The organism is Lelliottia nimipressuralis, from assembly GCF_004115925.1.
In the GTDB taxonomy this organism is placed as follows: Bacteria; Pseudomonadota; Gammaproteobacteria; order Enterobacterales; family Enterobacteriaceae; genus Enterobacter; species Enterobacter nimipressuralis.
Window position 1 is genome coordinate 66,966 of the sequence record NZ_SDDX01000026.1, and the last position, 14,656, is coordinate 81,621.

A 14,656-nucleotide genomic window follows, 5' to 3' on the forward strand; every position below is an offset into this window, starting at 1 on the left:
CATGTTTAAAAAGCACAGCTTACCTTTAAGCGCCCTGACCCCGACCCGACAGGCGGTGATCAAACCGCGCCTGTACAAATTCCCGCCGCTGCGTAAACGCCGCCCGGCACACAGCGTGGCGGAGGATATTCCCGCTGCGGCTGACGGCGCGGCGATACAGGAGCAGCTTCAGCAGGGATTTCAGGACGGCCTGAACCGTGGATTTGCCCAGGGTATGGAAGAGGGCAAAGAAGAGGGATATCAGGAGGGGCTGCGCCTCGGTTTTGACGAGGGCGTGCGTAAAGGGCGATCCGAAGGGAAAACCCAGGCGCGGCAGCAGTTTCTCGACGCGGCCCATCCGCTGGATGAGATCATTCAGTCGATGGAAACCTTCATGGCGAACTACGAACAGCGTCGCCGCGAGGAGTTATTACAGCTGGTGGAGAAAGTGACCCGGCAGGTGATCCGCTGTGAACTGACCCTGCATCCTACGCAGATTTTGACGCTGGTGGAGGAAGCGCTGAGCGCATTGCCCCAGCAACCCGAGCAGATCAACGTCATGCTCAACAGCGAAGAACATCGCCGCATCAGTGAAGCCGAGCCGGAAAAAGTGGCCCAGTGGGGGCTAATGGCGGACCCCGATCTGGCCCCCGGTGAATGCCGCGTGGTGACCAACACCACTGAAATGGACGTGGGCTGCCAGCACCGACTGGACCAGTGCATGGACGTGCTGAAAGAGACGCTGCTGCCGGAATCCCGCGATGAGTAACACCGATTTCGCGCAGGTTTTGCGCTCCATCGACAACATCAACCTCGCCCGCGTGGCCGGGCGCCTGGTGCGCGTGGCGGGCATTTTGCTGGAGTGCGTCGGGTGCCGTCTCGCCGTCGGCCAGCTGTGCCAGGTCGAAAGCGCCGAAGGGGAGTTTATCGAAGCGCAGGTGGTCGGGTTCGATCGCGACGTAACCTTTTTAATGCCCTTTAAACAGCCCTCCGGCCTGATGGCGGGCGCGCGCGTTTATCCCGCCGATAAACAGCAGGGGGTGCTGATTGGCGATCAGTGGCTCGGGCGAGTGGTGAACGGCCTCGGCGAGCCGATTGACGACAAAGGCAAACTCTCCGGGGACACGGTACTGCCGCAGCAACTCCCGCAGGTGCATCCTCTGCGACGTCAGCCGGTGGCCGCGCCACTCGACGTGGGCGTGCGGGCGATTAACGGCCTGTTGACCATCGGCAAAGGTCAGCGAGTGGGGTTAATGGCGGGGAGCGGCGTTGGCAAAAGCGTGCTGCTCGGCATGATCACCCGCTATACCCAGGCCGACGTGGTGGTGGTGGGGCTGATCGGCGAGCGCGGACGCGAAGTGAAAGAGTTTATCGAACATTCGCTGGGTGAAGAGGGGCGGCGCAAATCCGTGATCGTCGCCGCACCAGCCGACGAATCGCCGCTGATGCGTATCAAAGCCACGGAGCTGTGCCACACCATCGCCAGCTACTACCGCGACAAGGGTAAAGACGTTCTGTTGCTGGTGGATTCTTTAACCCGCTACGCCATGGCGCAGCGTGAAATCGCCCTTTCGTTGGGCGAACCGCCCGCCACGAAAGGCTATCCGCCATCGGCATTCGGCATGATCCCGAGACTGGTTGAAAGCGCGGGCAACAGCGAAAGCCACGGCTCAATGACCGCAATCTACACGGTGCTGGCAGAAGGCGATGACCAGCAGGATCCGATTGTCGACTGCGCCCGTGCGGTGCTGGACGGGCACATCGTCCTGTCGCGCCATCTGGCGGAAGCGGGCCACTACCCGGCCATCGACATCGGGCAATCCATCAGCCGCTGTATGAGCCAGGTGACGGAGCGCGAACACCAGCTTTCGGCGCGCACCCTCAAGCAGCTGTACGCCGAATACCAGAGCATCAAGCCGCTCATCCCGCTGGGCGGATACGTGGCGGGCGCCGATCCGATGGCCGATAAAGCGGTCAATCTCGCCCCGGCAATCACCCGGTTCCTGCAGCAGGAAGTGCAGGATGCGGCGCTGCTCGACAAAACCATCTCCGATCTCAACGTACTGGCGAAAGCAGGATAATCGACGATGAGTAAACTGATTCAGACCCTCGAACAACTCCATGTGCTGCGCAACCGTGCGGTAAAAGATCTCAGCAGTAAACTCGCCACCCAGCAGCAGCTGTGCCAGCGCCTGGAGAAGAACATTCACGCCCTGTCGAACCTCGTCAATCACAGCACGCCGGAGATGCAGGGCAGCGCGACCATGCTTCACAATCAGTCGTTCTACAAACGCAATATCCAGCGAGTGATCGACTGGCAGCGGCAGGAGCAGGCGCTCGCGACAGTCGAAGCGCAAAAATTGCAGGGGAATTTGCTGGCGGAATCGCGCCGGGAAAAGAGCCTCGAACTGGTACTCGATGGCCGTCGACAGGACCTGCGCCAGGCGCAGGAGCGCCGCGAGCAAAAAGTCACTGACGCCGTCTCTGCGCAGTGTTGGTTAAGGCAACAACAGGCCCAGCGGCAGCGATAAGATGGCTACTAATTTGATGCAGTCGCTGCTCAAACGCCAGCAGCAGAAAAAAATCACCGAATTCCCGTTTGTCAGCGTGATCTGTCCGACGTGGGAGCGCCGGGCGTTCCTGCCCTATCTGCTCTATCTCTTTCAGTATCAGGACTATCCGGCCGATAAACGCGAGCTGGTGATCCTCGACGATTCCGCGCAAAGCAACGAAGATCTGATCGCCATGATGGTCGATGCGCGCGTGGACAATGTGCGTTATATCCACAGCCCGGAGCGGCTGGATCTCGGTGAAAAGCGCAACAAACTCAACGAGCTGGCCAAAGGGGAGTACATCGTCTGCTTTGACGATGACGACTACTACCCGCCGGACAAAATCAGCGCGCAAGTGGGCGAGATGCAGCGCAACAATGCCCTCTTTTCCGGCAGCGACACTATTTACATCTGGTACAGCCATCTCGATAAAATCTATCGCACCCATTCGTTTGGCGCCCACCACGCCCTGAACGGCACCTTTGCCTATCATCGCCACTTCCTGAAAAACCATCGCTATGAAGACACCGCGAGGCTGGCGGAAGAGCAGGCGTTTCTGAAAAACTTCACCGCGCCGGTGCTGCAAATCGATCCCCGCGAGGCGATTTTGTGCATTTCGCACAGTGCTAACACCTACGACAAAGATTTCGTGCTCGGCTCCAGCCAGCCGACGGCGCTGACGCTGGAAGATTTCGTCTCCGATCGCAATCTGCTGAACCACTATCGCCGCCTGAGCCACGCCCCGCTCAGCACCTCCGTGCAGTGGTCGGCGTTCGATAAGGTGGCGGTGCTGTATGACCAGCCCGATGAGCTTGAACATCAGCGTCAGGCGCTGGTCGCTCTTGGACTCGATGCGCAACAGCTGGTGCCTTTTGCCCGCGACGGGCAGGACGAGCTGACGTCCCACTGCCAGGTGCTGGACACGGCGATGCGCGAGCAGTGGCAAAGCGTGGTGCTGGTGGATGCGTCGGTGAAATACGTGCGCAAAGAGATGTCGATAAAAACGGTAAACCAGCTCCTTTCCCGCCTGGCTCATATCGACTGGCAGGTGGTGGTGCTGGGGGCGCGCTATCAGCGTATTTCACCTCTCAAGGCGTTGCCGGGCGTGGCCCGCATCGCGCGCGCTGGCTGCGGCTGCGCGTATGCCGTCAACGGCGAATACATCCCCGAGCTGCTGGCGTGCTACCGCCAGGCCCTCGCGCAACAGCTCACGCTTGATGAATGCTGGCCTGCGCTCATGCAGGCCCGCTGCTGGCTTGGTCTGCAGCCGAGCTTTGCTTTTTTACCCGAGATATCCGACCGCGAAAGCGGGAAGCGTATCGATTGCACCCACTGGTTTTTTCGCAAAAACTTTCAATGAAGAAGGGCCGCCACTCCAGCGGCCGGAGTACCCTATGGAACTGATTGAGCACTACCAACCCGAATATGTCGTCCGCTTTGCCGAGCGGATACGGCCCTGCGAATGCCCTGCCTGTCAGGGGCGTACGGACGAATGGCCCGTCACTCACGTGAAGCTGAAAAACCAGCAGCGCGACAGCCTCGACGCGGGCTGCGAGACTGCGGCCCGCGAGATCCTGCTCAACCCGCAGGCCTTTGTTCTGCATACTTCAACGACCCGGCCGCAGAGCGAGCTGGGGCTGAGCGCCTGGGACGAAGCCCTGAACCAGCAGTGCATCAACCTGGCGGTCCATCCGGCGCTGACGCTGGAGAGCAGCCTGTACGCCATCGGCGTGTTGCTCAGTAAAGCGCAGCGTTATCTCGACAGCGATCAGTGCGAGCCGCACCAGCTGCTGGAGATGGGCGAGCAGCTTTCGGCGCTGGCGGAGCGCGGGATCCTCGACGAACAGCTGCGCCTTCTGCCGCCGATTGAGGTGAATCGCGTGGAAGCGCTGGAGCAGATGGGCGCGATGCGCCTGACCCTCAATCTGCCCGCAATGCAGAAAATGAGCATGATGCTGAAACTCAGCGAGCTGGCGGTGATGCAGCCTGCCCGTCTGCAGGATCGCTTACGCGAGCTGGAAGCCGGTGCCGCGCGCAACGCCCTGCTGAACGAACAGCCGCATATCCTACGCAACGCCCTGATCTACAAACTGTATGGCGAATGTCTGCCAGGTCCCGACGCCGACAACTACGGCGATGTGCTGATGTCCCTGACCCGCATGATGTTCCAGCTGAAAATGCTGTGCGCCATGTGGCTCGAAGACAACGCTCAGCTCACCCACAACGATGTGGTGGCGCTGTTTAGCGCGTGGTTTAACTGGCAGAGCGGAAATGTGTGGAAGGGCGCGAATTCTGCGGATTACACGTTACTGTGTGGGCTGTCGTTGATTTGATGTACCAGGCCGTCACTATTAACGTTTGCCATTCAGCCTTTTAATTTAAATAGACATCAAAACCATGAAATAAAGTTTTGATGTCTATGTTTTTTCTTTTTCTCTACAGAGAGTTATCGTCGCAGTGAGTCTGCATTGAAACCTGTCTGGTGCCCGGTCGGTGAGACTTACTGTTCTTCAATACGACGGAAAATATAGAAATCTGCAAAGGACGTATTGTCTTGTTTGCGAACATCAAACGGATATCTGTTCGGAACCCAATCCTCTAGCACCCATTCCGCGGTCATATTTTTAACAATCCAGTCAGTGAACTTACGATGGCGAACGTGTTTAACATGCCCGCCCAGTAGCGCATTCAGCTCCTCGTTATTCGATGCATAGATAATGACAAACCGCTCGGCTGCGCTGAACAATGTGGTCATATAGTGTGCGAAAACTTCATCTTCAATTAAGTGATAAATCACATCCAGCGAGAGCGCGAGTTCAGCTGTCTGACCGTTCCAGGCGTTGACCGGATAAAAGTGCTTTGTTGGATCGTTGGCGAATCGGCTCTGGCAGCGCTCAAGGGCATGCGCAGAAACATCAAAACCGGTATAGCGCGGGTAGCGCGCAAGTGAGAGCTGATTTCCATCGCCACAGCCGAACTCCATGACTGACGATATGTTTTCCTTTTCAACAAACCGATTCAGTACCTCGGCTTTAAAATCAGCCAGGCAACCGTAAGATCCTGCGCCTGAATTACCTTCAAGGCGGTAACGGTCGTCCCAGTATTGTGCTGAGTGTTGAAACGCTAACGTATTGTTTGGCTGTGACATGTCTAATCCTGATGCTTTAAAGAGGTAAACGATGCAGGCCTGTTGCTACAGGGCTGTCGTGCAAAAGTGCGTGCTTGAGATCGGCTATCGTTAGTGGATGTATTTGCATGCCGGGGTTGGTCGTAAAGAGTCGGCAATAGCGCTGCGGGAAGGTTTCACTAACGTACTGGCGCAGAATAGTAGGCTCGGGTGAATCGGCAATCAGCACGGGCAGGCTGGCAAATGGTAATGCTTTATCTGAAACTACTAACAGATGGAATTGCTTATCCTGTTGAGCGCCCAGGAGCTGGATTTGCTCTATTAACGTGTCAATGGAGACCGTCGTGGCGTCCAGCACAATGATTATGTACTCAAGATCGCAGGCGGCGATTAAAGCCTCGCGCCGTGTCTGCACAAACGCGTCGATCTCCTGGCGGCTTTTGCCAGGAAACAACTCCGTCGACCGGTAACGTTTAAGAATGGCTTCAAAGATACGATATTCATAGGTCGCATCTATTGGTTTGCCCATTCCGGTCAGATTGTCGTCATGCAGGCGATAAGCGACATTGCACTGAGCGGTAAAAGCAATACGGGCTACGCCGACAGCGCGGGACCAGAATTCGTAGTCATGAGCACGCAGGTATGTCGGGTTATAGTCCCCGACTCGGGTGTAGAGCGAACGACGAACGCAGCAACCGGGATTAGTAATGAAACTGCCATGGACTATCTGATGTAACCAGTTGGCAGGTGCATGGTTGAACAGAGAAAAAAACTTCTTTTCACCTGCTAAGGTTTCCATTGCACAGGAGATCACGTCGGTCTGCGGGTTGCGCTGTAGCAGGGTGCGGTAATGGGTTAACGCATTCGCATGGAGGTGGTCATCACTATCCAGCCAGACCAGATATTCTCCCTTCGCCTCTTCAATACAGCGATTTCGGGTATCCGGGGCATTGCTGTGTACTTTACGAACGATGCGTAAGCGCGGATCGTTCAGGTCTTCGATTGTCGCAAGGCTCCCGTCTGTAGAGCCATCGTCAACCACCACCACCTCAAAATGCGCATCCCTTTGATTCAGCGCAGAATAAACTGCCGGAAGTAAATAGCGCTCACGGTTATAGCAGGGGATGAGAATCGAAAAAAGCGGCGTGGTACTGCCGACCGGTTGCCAGAGAGCCTGATAACCCTCCGGCAATTCCTGCTGGCGCAAAAGGGTTTGTGCTTCCTGTGTATAGTGTTCAGGAGAGGGATTACCTTCAAGCACGCGGGTCACGGCGTCTTCAAGCGAAGTGAATAAATAGCGCTTGGGTAGATATTCACTCAATCCTCCAGCAGCATGAAATGCAACAGGTTTTAATCCGGCAAGCATCGCCTCAAATACGCCCATGCCCTGAGATTCGTTATAGCTGGTGGAGAGCAAAAAGGATTTATCCGCGTACCAGCTCGCCATTTCCTCGGCGGCAATTGTTCCGCATATGACCACATTGCGGGATAAACCATAGATGGCGACAAGCTGAGTAAAACTGTCGAAGAGACATTGATCCTCTACGCGTCCGACAATAAACAGCTTATAGCGCGAATTCTGTTTCACTAACGCCTGCAGGATGGGCAGAAGCATGATCAGATTTTTTTGCGGCGCAAAGCGGGCCACGCAGGCAATATGAAACGGATTTCGACGAATGGCACTCTGCGTGACAGGAACATGTTCGGTCAAATTGGCGAGAACAGTGACCTTCAAATGGACGGGTAATTTCTTGCCCATCAGGGAAATAAAGCGTTTTTTCATCGCCTGACTGACAAGAACAACTTCGTCAATATTGTCCCAGTTGGCCTGTAAAAATGCCTCCCCATAGAGTTCGTAACGATGGATACGGCAGACCATGCGGCAAAACTTCGGCAACTGACTCGCCGCAATAATCGCGCCGTCGCCCCACTCAAACCAGGCGACATCGCAATGGCGAAGGGCATTGAGCAGGGACTGCTGGGTGAGTGATTTGCCGCTAAGCTTCTGTACATGATGGCCTTGCTCTTGCATCAGCCCCATGACGGGAAGTAAAAAATGGAAATTATCGTTGGTCGCTGTCACCACAATCCGCTGTTTTCCAGCCTCGAGCGGAACAAATTGATACGCAAGCGGTTGGTCTGTTTGCCCGATGCACTGATAGCCGCAGCGACGCAGATACCCGCTGATTTCTGCGAATTTGTCAGGGGTTGCACCTTCCAGCGAGACGGGTGAATGGGCTGTTGCTGCTTCCTGAATAGCGGCCAGCAAATATTCCTGAGGCAGGTCAGCCGCCAGGATTTTTTGAGTTGTCATGCTGCGGTCCTTCGGGGAAAAAGAGATTCAGCGGGGGACGTCACACCTGCCGATAAAGCCAGTTCTCCGGCTCGCCTACGTTAAACAGGTTTTGCAGAACCTCCTGCTGCATCGCCAGCACCATGCCGTTGCTGTCGTTCAGCGTTTTACATTCTGCGGCTACCTGCTCCAGCGAATCCCAGAGCGTGTTGAGCTGCGACTGATTGGCGACGGGCAGGCGGGTGAAGAGCGTGCGCAGGCCGTGCGCACCGGCGGGGATACCGAGCCGGGTCAGGAGCTGATAGCGCTGTTTGCTGTTTTCCAGAAGCTGTTCATACACCGTGAAAATGCTGGCGTTCAGCGTCTCCAGTGCCTGCGCGTTACGCGCGATCAGGAACTGACGCTGATCCGTCAGCAGTGTCTTTAGCTGGTTGTAATGGTTGCGATCGTCGACCATGCCCTGAATCAGCGTTCTGACGCTCTGTGCGGCGTTACTCATTTTTACCTCTGATAGTATTGCTCTATCGCGCTGGTCAGGGCATCGAGATCGACGCTGATTTTCCCGCTGGCGATAGCCTCTTTCATACTGGCGACGCGCGCCATATCCACTTCTGGCAGGCTTGCCAGCTGCGTCTGCGCATCACCGAGAACCGGATCAATCGCGGTGGTGCGTGCGACTTTCATCTCCTCAGCACCTGCGGTGCGAGTCTGTGCCGTCGCACTGGACTGATTAATCGCGCTCGTCATGGCGTACTGGGGGGATGTCACTTTCATCGCTTACTCCATCTTCTTGTTTGTGCAGGTTGCGTCAGCTGTTCAGCGGGCGGAAAAAACGTTTCCGATCTCCATACCCCTGTAAAGCGACGCACTCAGGGCGAAACTTAAGCCCTGCGTAAAGTTTTTTAATTTTTCGCGCTCAGGCTGGTTCTGACCACGCCCATCTCGCTGACGATGGCGGTCACTTCCCGCTCGCTGCTCTCATTCTTCACTTTGATCATCTCGCCTTTGCGCCCTTTTTTGCTGGCGATCCCCATGGTGCGGGCCTCGACGCCATCCTGATCGGCAATCATCAGCACCCGCTGACCGCGCTCAACCATCACCGGCGAATCGAGCTGGCTCATGCTTAAAGGCTGGAGTTCCCGCACGCGGCGCTTGAGCGTCAGGCCAACCACATCATCCGGATGGGTGACGTAACCGCTGCGCAGATTGCTGATATTGAACTTCTTCAGGGTGATATCGGACGGCCCGAGCACGTGCCCGCGCTCCAGGGTGTTTTTGGCCATCAATACGGTGAGATAGATGTCCGGTTTGACGGTCACCGCCACTTCCCAGCCGCCCGCGCTTTCGCAACGCACGTCAAAACGCAGCCTGCGCAGATCGAGGCGTTCGCCCGTCGGCATGCTGACGGTGAGCGGGGCGGCGCAGGGGGCGTACTGCGAGATTTCAGAGGGAATAAACAGATTGAGCTTTGCCTGGTAATCCTCCCAGCGGCTGCGCTGGGCTTCCTGACGAATCGCCTCGGAGGCCGCCTGCTGGACGCGGGAATGCACCTGCTTACGGGCGCTGGTGGGCTGGGGCGGCGCGGCGGCGGAAGCCGCGGAAAAGCACAGTATGGCTGCGGTCAATGAGGAGCGGAAAAAGCCCTTCCCATTGTGCGGTGAAAACAGTGATAAAACGCTATTAATCATGATGTTATGAACCTGGCACGATAGTTGCTTTAAAGATTGCAGCAACACGGACTATCGGCACTGTCCACCATCACGAAGGAGTGAGTTGTGAGTATTAGTTTTGATAAGGCATTGGGCGTTCATCCGCAAGCTGTAGCACTTCGACTTTCCAGGGCGGAACTGCTTTCAGCAAACCTGGCTAACGTCGATACACCCAATTTCCAGGCTAAAGATATTGATTTTGCCGCGGAGATGCAACGTTCGCAGCGGGATTTCTTTCCCGGCTCGACGGCGCAACAGATGTATCGCGTGCCCTATCAGCCCTCCTCGGACGGCAACACCGTTGCGCTGGATGTGGAACAAACAGAGTTTGCCAAAAACGTTCAGGACTACCAGATGAGCCTGGCGTTTTTGAATATGAAATTCACTGGTCTGAAGAAGGCCATTGAAGGTAAGTAATTGAATCAGGTAACGATAAATGGCTTTTACCGATATCTACCGAGTGTCAGGCTCGGCCATGACGGCACAGACCGTCCGCCTGAATACCGTCGCCAGTAACCTCGCCAACGCCGATACCGCGGCGACGGCAGAAGCGGGCGTGTACAAAGCGCGCCGCCCGGTGTTTGCGGCGGTGTATCAGAACGACGAGCTGATGAACAACAACGGTTTATCCGGTGCCCGCGTGCAGGTGATGGACGTCGTGGAATCCGGCAACGCGGTGCAGCGGTACGAACCGCATCACCCGATGGCGAACCCGGACGGCTACGTCTGGTATCCGGACATCAACGTGGTGGAAGAGATGGCCGACATGATGTCTGCGTCGCGCAACTTCGAAACCAATGTCGATGTTCTTAACAATGTAAAAAGCATGCAGCAGAGCCTGCTGCGTCTGGGCGAGGCGTAATAGATGAGCGTGAATGGCGTTTCCACTCAATCCGGTACAACCCCTTACGACAGTGGTGTATCCGCCAATGACAACAGCGCGGCAGGGATGAACAACCTGTTTATGCAGCTGCTGGTGGCACAAATCCAGAATCAGGACCCGCTGAACCCGACCGATGGCACGGAATACGTCGGCCAGCTGGCGCAGCTGACCCAGGTGCAGTCGATGGAGACCATGTCACAGTTAATGGCCAACAACGCGGTGCTGATGGACAACCTGCAAACCCTGTCGACGGGCAATCTGGTCGGGCAGAAGGTGATGGTTCAGACCGATACCCTCCAGAGTGATGGCAGCACCAACATCGAAGGCCGCCTGACGCTGGATCACGCCGCCAACACCGTCACGGTGATCGTCAAAGACGAAAGCGGCAACGAGACCAAAATCGAGCTGGGCAAACAGGAAGCCGGTTCCGTGGACTTCACCCTCAACCCGCAGGAGCTGGGGCTGAAAGAGGGCAAATACACCATGACCGTCATGACGGACAACGAGCCAGCCAAAGTGCCGATTGAAGTCGGCGGCGTGGTGAACAACGTGCGGATCCCGCTCGATGGCACTGCGACCATGCTCAACATCAGCGGCATCGGTGAAGTGGCGTACCACAACATCACTCAGTTCGGCCAGTCGAACGACAAAAACCCGAAGGGATTAACGAGTTAATCAGGAATTATTATGAGTTTTGATATTGCAGTTTCTGGCCTGAATGCCATCAACCAACAGCTCGGCGCGATCTCCAACAACATCGCTAACTCCGGCACCGTGGGCTTTAAATCCGGGCGCGCGGAGTTCGCGTCCCTGTATGCCGAAGGTCAGCCGCTGGGCGTGGGCGTGACCGCCGTTGCGCAGAGTATTTCCAAAAGCGGAGCCATTTTTGCCTCTGCCAACAGCCTCGATTTGGCCATTAATGGCGACGGCTTCTTTATGATGCGCGACAGCACCGGCACTACTGCCTACACCCGCGCAGGCTATATGGCCACCGACAACAACGGTAATCTGGTTAACAACCTCGGCATGTACCTGCAGGGCTATCCGGTGGATGCCAACGGCGTGGTACAGACCGGGACCATCGGCAATCTGACCATCAGCAGCGGCTCTATCCCGGCGAAAGCGACCAGCACTCTCGACTTTACCGCCAACCTGAATGCCAACGAAAAGCTGCCGGAAAACCCCGATTTCGATCCGACCGACGAGAAATCCTACAACCACACTTACGCCACTCAGGTGTATGACTCTCTGGGCCGCGAACACACCATGAAGCAGTACTTCGTTAAAACCACCGACAACGAGTGGGAAGTGCACTACTACATGGACGATCAGGATCTTGGCACTACCGAGAAGATGACCTTCACCGAGCAGGGCGTGCTGCAGACGCCGACCGGCCCGGTCACCATCAACGCCAGTATTCCGGGCGCAGACGGCATCGAACTGACCCTGAGCTACAGCGGCACCACTCAGTTTGGCTCCGATTTCTCGGTCAGCAAAAACTCCGGTAACGGCTATGCCTCCGGGGAACGTACCGGACAAATGATCGACAAAGACGGCAGCGTCTACGCCACCTTCTCCAACGGTGAGCGCCTGTTGCAGGGCCAGCTGGTGCTGGCGAGCTTCTCCAATCCGAACGGTCTCTCTTCGCAGGACGGCACCACCTGGTCGCAAACCGCCAGCTCCGGTACGCCGCTGACGGGCGCGCCAGGCACCGGGCTGCTGGGGTCGATCAGCTCCAATACTCTGGAAGGCTCCAACGTCGATCTCACCGCCGAACTGGTCGGGCTGATGACGGCGCAGCGTAACTACCAGGCCAACACCAAAGTGATCAGCACCAACGACAACATGATGTCGGCGCTGTTCCAGGCACTGTAATGGACCACTTAATTTATACCGCCGTGAGCGGAGCGTCCCGCAGCCTCGCGCAGCAGCAGATCCACGCGAACAACCTGGCGAACGTCAACACCCAGGGGTTTCGTCACGATCTGGACAGCGCGATGTCGCAGCAAATTCAGGGGGAGGGTTACGCCTCCCGTTTTCTGGTGCAACAGCAGCAGGGCGGCGTCGATCTGACGCCAGGGGCAACGCGTGAGACGGGGCGCGATCTCGATGTCGCCGTCAAAGGCAGCGGCCTGATTGCGCTGGTCAGCGGCAACCGCGAGGTCTACACCCGCAACGGCCAGATTGAAGTCGGCCCGGAGGGCGATCTGACCATCGACGGCCTGCCGGTCTCCGGCGACAACGGCCCGATCGTGCTGCCGCCGTTTTCGTCCGTCAGCATCGCCGACGACGGGGTCATCACCATCGTGGCGGATGACGGCGACATCGCCGCGCCGATGGACGTCGACCGTATCAAGCTGGTGGATATCGCCGCCAGCGAGCTGAGCAAAAACAGCGCCGGTTTTCTGGTGACCAACGCCAACGTCAATCCGCGTACCGAAGAGGTCGAGGTGGTTGCCGGGCATCTGGAAACCTCTAACGTCTCGGCGATTAACGAAATGGTCTCCAGCATCGCGCTTAACCGTCAGTTCGAAGCCCAAATCAAAATGATGAAGGCGGCAGAAGATCTGGCGACGGCGGGCAATCGCCTGCTGCGTAACGCCTGATTTTTGCCCGTTTAGCCAAAAGGAATAACGATGAATCCCGCTTTATGGATCAGTAAAACCGGTCTTGCCGCGCAAGACGCGAAGATGAGCGCCATCTCCAACAACCTGGCGAACGTTAACACCACCGGGTTTAAGCGCGATCGCGTGATGTTCGCCGATCTGTTCTATCAGAATCAGCGCACGCCGGGCGGTCAGCTAGACCAGAACAACATCTCGCCGACGGGCATTCAGTTTGGTACCGGCGTCAAAATTGTCGGCACCCAAAAAGAGTTCACCACCGGCAATATCCAGAACACCGGACAGTCGCTGGACGTCGCCATCACCGGACAGGGCTTTTTCCAGGTTGAAACCAGCGACGGCGATATCGCCTATACCCGCTCCGGTAACTTCCAGAAAAACCCGGACGGCCTGCTGACTAACGCTCAGGGGCTGCCGCTGGTGCCGCAGATTGAACTGCCGGATAACGTTAAAGACCTGCAAATCGGCAAAGACGGCACCGTCACGGCCACGGTCGCGGGCGAAGCTGATCCGGTCGAGCTTGGGCAGATCACGCTGGTGAACTTCGTCAATCCGGCCGGACTGGAAGCCCTCGGCGGCAACCTGTATCGCGAAACAGCTGCCAGTGGCGAAGCGGTAGAAGGCGTGGCGGGCGAAGAGGCTTTCGGGCAGCTCGAACAAGGCTCGCTGGAAGGCTCCAATGTGCAGGTCGTGGAGGAGATGGTCGATATGATCACCGTTCAGCGCGCCTATGAGATGAACGCCAAAATGGTCTCGGCGGCGGATGACATGCTCAAATTTGTCACGCAGTCGATGTAACGCGTGAAGTGAAAAAGAAATGAAAAAGCAGTTAGTTATTGGATGTATTGCACTGCTGCTGGCCGGGTGTGAAAGCCCGGCGCTGTTAGTGCAAAAAGATGACGCGGCCTACGCGCCGCCAGAAGATTTCTCCATGCCGACCACCAAAGTGCAGGGCGGCGGGCTGTATAACGGCAACTACAACTGGTCCCTGACGCAGGATCGCCGCGCTTACCGCGTGGGCGACATCCTGACCGTCAAACTGGACGAATCCACCCAGGCCAGCAAACAGGCACGGACCAACTTCGGCAAGAAAAATGACGTCTCGATTGGCGTGCCGGAAGCCTTTGGTCACTCCGTGGATAAGCTTTCCGGCTCCATCGACGGCAGCCGCAACTTCAACGGCAACGCCACTTCCCAGCAGCAAAACAGCCTGCGCGGAGCCATCACCGTGGCGGTCTACAAAGTGCTGCCCAACGGCGTGCTCGCCGTGCGCGGTGAAAAATGGCTGACCCTTAATCAGGGCGATGAATATATGCGTGTGACCGGGCTGGTACGCGCGGAAGACGTGGAACGCGACAACTCAGTCTCCTCCCAGCGGATCGCCAACGCGCGTATCTCCTACGCCGGACGCGGAGCGCTCAGCGACTCCAACTCCGCAGGCTGGCTGACGCGCTTCTTTAACCATCCGCTGTTCCCGATTTAATGGAGT

General features: G+C 56.9%; 17 protein-coding genes. 12 read left to right on the plus strand and 5 right to left on the minus strand.

Annotated features, from left to right (window positions below):
• Position 1: 1 nt before the first annotated feature.
• The 5 genes from fliH to ETG88_RS19235 are packed head-to-tail and all read left to right on the plus strand — an operon-like array spanning position 2 to position 4,864.
• Complete coding sequence (gene fliH / locus ETG88_RS19215; protein WP_129036123.1) at positions 2-748, plus strand: flagellar assembly protein FliH; 747 nt, start codon at positions 2-4, stop codon at positions 746-748.
• Positions 741-2,060, plus strand: a complete 1,320-nt coding sequence (fliI, locus tag ETG88_RS19220; RefSeq protein ID WP_100778032.1) for a flagellar protein export ATPase FliI — start codon at positions 741-743, stop codon at positions 2,058-2,060. The genes fliH and fliI overlap by 8 nt, the downstream gene beginning before the upstream one ends.
• Positions 2,061-2,066: 6 nt before the next feature.
• The gene (gene fliJ / locus ETG88_RS19225) at positions 2,067-2,510 is read left to right on the plus strand and encodes a flagellar export protein FliJ (RefSeq protein WP_100778031.1); all 444 of its coding nucleotides are present in this window, start codon (positions 2,067-2,069) and stop codon (positions 2,508-2,510) included.
• Position 2,511: 1 nt separating this feature from the next.
• The gene (locus tag ETG88_RS19230; RefSeq protein ID WP_233446134.1) at positions 2,512-3,891 is read left to right on the plus strand and encodes a glycosyltransferase family 2 protein; all 1,380 of its coding nucleotides are present in this window, start codon (positions 2,512-2,514) and stop codon (positions 3,889-3,891) included.
• Positions 3,892-3,925: 34 nt separating this feature from the next.
• On the plus strand, positions 3,926-4,864 hold the full coding sequence (locus ETG88_RS19235) for a hypothetical protein (RefSeq protein WP_129036124.1): 939 nt from the start codon (positions 3,926-3,928) through the stop codon (positions 4,862-4,864).
• A 167-nt stretch (positions 4,865-5,031) separates the two neighbouring features.
• Here the strand turns inward: ETG88_RS19235 and ETG88_RS19240 are convergent, their stop codons facing one another.
• The 5 genes from ETG88_RS19240 to flgA form a co-directional block, all read right to left on the minus strand.
• Complete coding sequence (locus ETG88_RS19240) at positions 5,032-5,679, minus strand: methyltransferase domain-containing protein (protein WP_129036125.1); 648 nt, start codon at positions 5,677-5,679, stop codon at positions 5,032-5,034.
• Between the two features lie 16 nt (positions 5,680-5,695).
• Positions 5,696-7,972, minus strand: coding sequence for a glycosyltransferase (locus ETG88_RS19245; protein ID WP_129036126.1), 2,277 nt, complete (start codon positions 7,970-7,972; stop codon positions 5,696-5,698).
• A 40-nt stretch (positions 7,973-8,012) separates the two neighbouring features.
• A complete protein-coding gene (locus ETG88_RS19250) occupies positions 8,013-8,450 on the minus strand; it encodes a flagella synthesis protein FlgN (protein WP_129036127.1) in 438 nt (145 codons plus the stop codon).
• A gap of 2 nt (positions 8,451-8,452) precedes the next feature.
• The gene (flgM, locus tag ETG88_RS19255) at positions 8,453-8,725 is read right to left on the minus strand and encodes a flagellar biosynthesis anti-sigma factor FlgM (RefSeq protein ID WP_100778025.1); all 273 of its coding nucleotides are present in this window, start codon (positions 8,723-8,725) and stop codon (positions 8,453-8,455) included.
• A 128-nt stretch (positions 8,726-8,853) separates the two neighbouring features.
• Entirely contained in the window at positions 8,854-9,639 is a 786-nt protein-coding gene (flgA, locus tag ETG88_RS19260) for a flagellar basal body P-ring formation chaperone FlgA (RefSeq protein WP_129036128.1), read from the minus strand.
• Positions 9,640-9,726: 87 nt separating this feature from the next.
• Between flgA and flgB the strand changes: the two genes are divergently transcribed.
• From flgB to flgH, 7 genes are read left to right on the plus strand one after another with little or no spacing between them, the layout of a single operon-like run.
• Entirely contained in the window at positions 9,727-10,077 is a 351-nt protein-coding gene (gene flgB / locus ETG88_RS19265) for a flagellar basal body rod protein FlgB (RefSeq protein WP_107702447.1), read from the plus strand.
• Positions 10,078-10,096: 19 nt separating this feature from the next.
• Positions 10,097-10,522: a flagellar basal body rod protein FlgC gene (gene flgC, locus ETG88_RS19270; protein WP_100778022.1), complete on the plus strand. Its 426-nt coding sequence runs from the start codon at positions 10,097-10,099 to the stop codon at positions 10,520-10,522.
• A 3-nt stretch (positions 10,523-10,525) separates the two neighbouring features.
• Complete coding sequence (gene flgD, locus ETG88_RS19275; protein ID WP_100778021.1) at positions 10,526-11,218, plus strand: flagellar hook assembly protein FlgD; 693 nt, start codon at positions 10,526-10,528, stop codon at positions 11,216-11,218.
• A gap of 12 nt (positions 11,219-11,230) precedes the next feature.
• Complete coding sequence (gene flgE / locus ETG88_RS19280; RefSeq protein ID WP_100778020.1) at positions 11,231-12,418, plus strand: flagellar hook protein FlgE; 1,188 nt, start codon at positions 11,231-11,233, stop codon at positions 12,416-12,418.
• Positions 12,418-13,149, plus strand: a complete 732-nt coding sequence (locus ETG88_RS19285; protein WP_100778019.1) for a flagellar basal body rod protein FlgF — start codon at positions 12,418-12,420, stop codon at positions 13,147-13,149. Before flgE ends, ETG88_RS19285 begins: the two co-directional genes overlap by 1 nt.
• Before the next feature lie 30 nt (positions 13,150-13,179).
• Positions 13,180-13,965, plus strand: a complete 786-nt coding sequence (gene flgG / locus ETG88_RS19290; protein WP_100778018.1) for a flagellar basal-body rod protein FlgG — start codon at positions 13,180-13,182, stop codon at positions 13,963-13,965.
• 19 nt (positions 13,966-13,984) lie between these two features.
• Positions 13,985-14,650 carry a flagellar basal body L-ring protein FlgH gene (gene flgH, locus ETG88_RS19295; protein ID WP_100778017.1) on the plus strand — a complete coding sequence of 222 codons (666 nt, stop codon included), beginning with the start codon at positions 13,985-13,987 and terminating at the stop codon, positions 14,648-14,650.
• Positions 14,651-14,656: the final 6 nt, after the last annotated feature.

Bases quoted from the DNA above. Each gene is read 5' to 3' on its own strand.
- fliH (WP_129036123.1), top strand. From the start codon at position 2: ATGTTTAAAAAGCACAGCTTACCTTTAAGCGCCCTGACCCCGACCCGA.
- fliI (WP_100778032.1), top strand. From the start codon at position 741: ATGAGTAACACCGATTTCGCGCAGGTTTTGCGCTCCATCGACAACATC.
- fliJ (WP_100778031.1), top strand. From the start codon at position 2,067: ATGAGTAAACTGATTCAGACCCTCGAACAACTCCATGTGCTGCGCAAC.
- ETG88_RS19230 (WP_233446134.1), top strand. From the start codon at position 2,512: ATGGCTACTAATTTGATGCAGTCGCTGCTCAAACGCCAGCAGCAGAAA.
- ETG88_RS19235 (WP_129036124.1), top strand. From the start codon at position 3,926: ATGGAACTGATTGAGCACTACCAACCCGAATATGTCGTCCGCTTTGCC.
- ETG88_RS19240 (WP_129036125.1), bottom strand. From the start codon at position 5,679: ATGTCACAGCCAAACAATACGTTAGCGTTTCAACACTCAGCACAATAC.
- ETG88_RS19245 (WP_129036126.1), bottom strand. From the start codon at position 7,972: ATGACAACTCAAAAAATCCTGGCGGCTGACCTGCCTCAGGAATATTTG.
- ETG88_RS19250 (WP_129036127.1), bottom strand. From the start codon at position 8,450: ATGAGTAACGCCGCACAGAGCGTCAGAACGCTGATTCAGGGCATGGTC.
- flgM (WP_100778025.1), bottom strand. From the start codon at position 8,725: ATGAAAGTGACATCCCCCCAGTACGCCATGACGAGCGCGATTAATCAG.
- flgA (WP_129036128.1), bottom strand. From the start codon at position 9,639: ATGATTAATAGCGTTTTATCACTGTTTTCACCGCACAATGGGAAGGGC.
- flgC (WP_100778022.1), top strand. From the start codon at position 10,097: ATGGCTTTTACCGATATCTACCGAGTGTCAGGCTCGGCCATGACGGCA.
- flgD (WP_100778021.1), top strand. From the start codon at position 10,526: ATGAGCGTGAATGGCGTTTCCACTCAATCCGGTACAACCCCTTACGAC.
- flgE (WP_100778020.1), top strand. From the start codon at position 11,231: ATGAGTTTTGATATTGCAGTTTCTGGCCTGAATGCCATCAACCAACAG.
- ETG88_RS19285 (WP_100778019.1), top strand. From the start codon at position 12,418: ATGGACCACTTAATTTATACCGCCGTGAGCGGAGCGTCCCGCAGCCTC.
- flgG (WP_100778018.1), top strand. From the start codon at position 13,180: ATGAATCCCGCTTTATGGATCAGTAAAACCGGTCTTGCCGCGCAAGAC.
- flgH (WP_100778017.1), top strand. From the start codon at position 13,985: ATGAAAAAGCAGTTAGTTATTGGATGTATTGCACTGCTGCTGGCCGGG.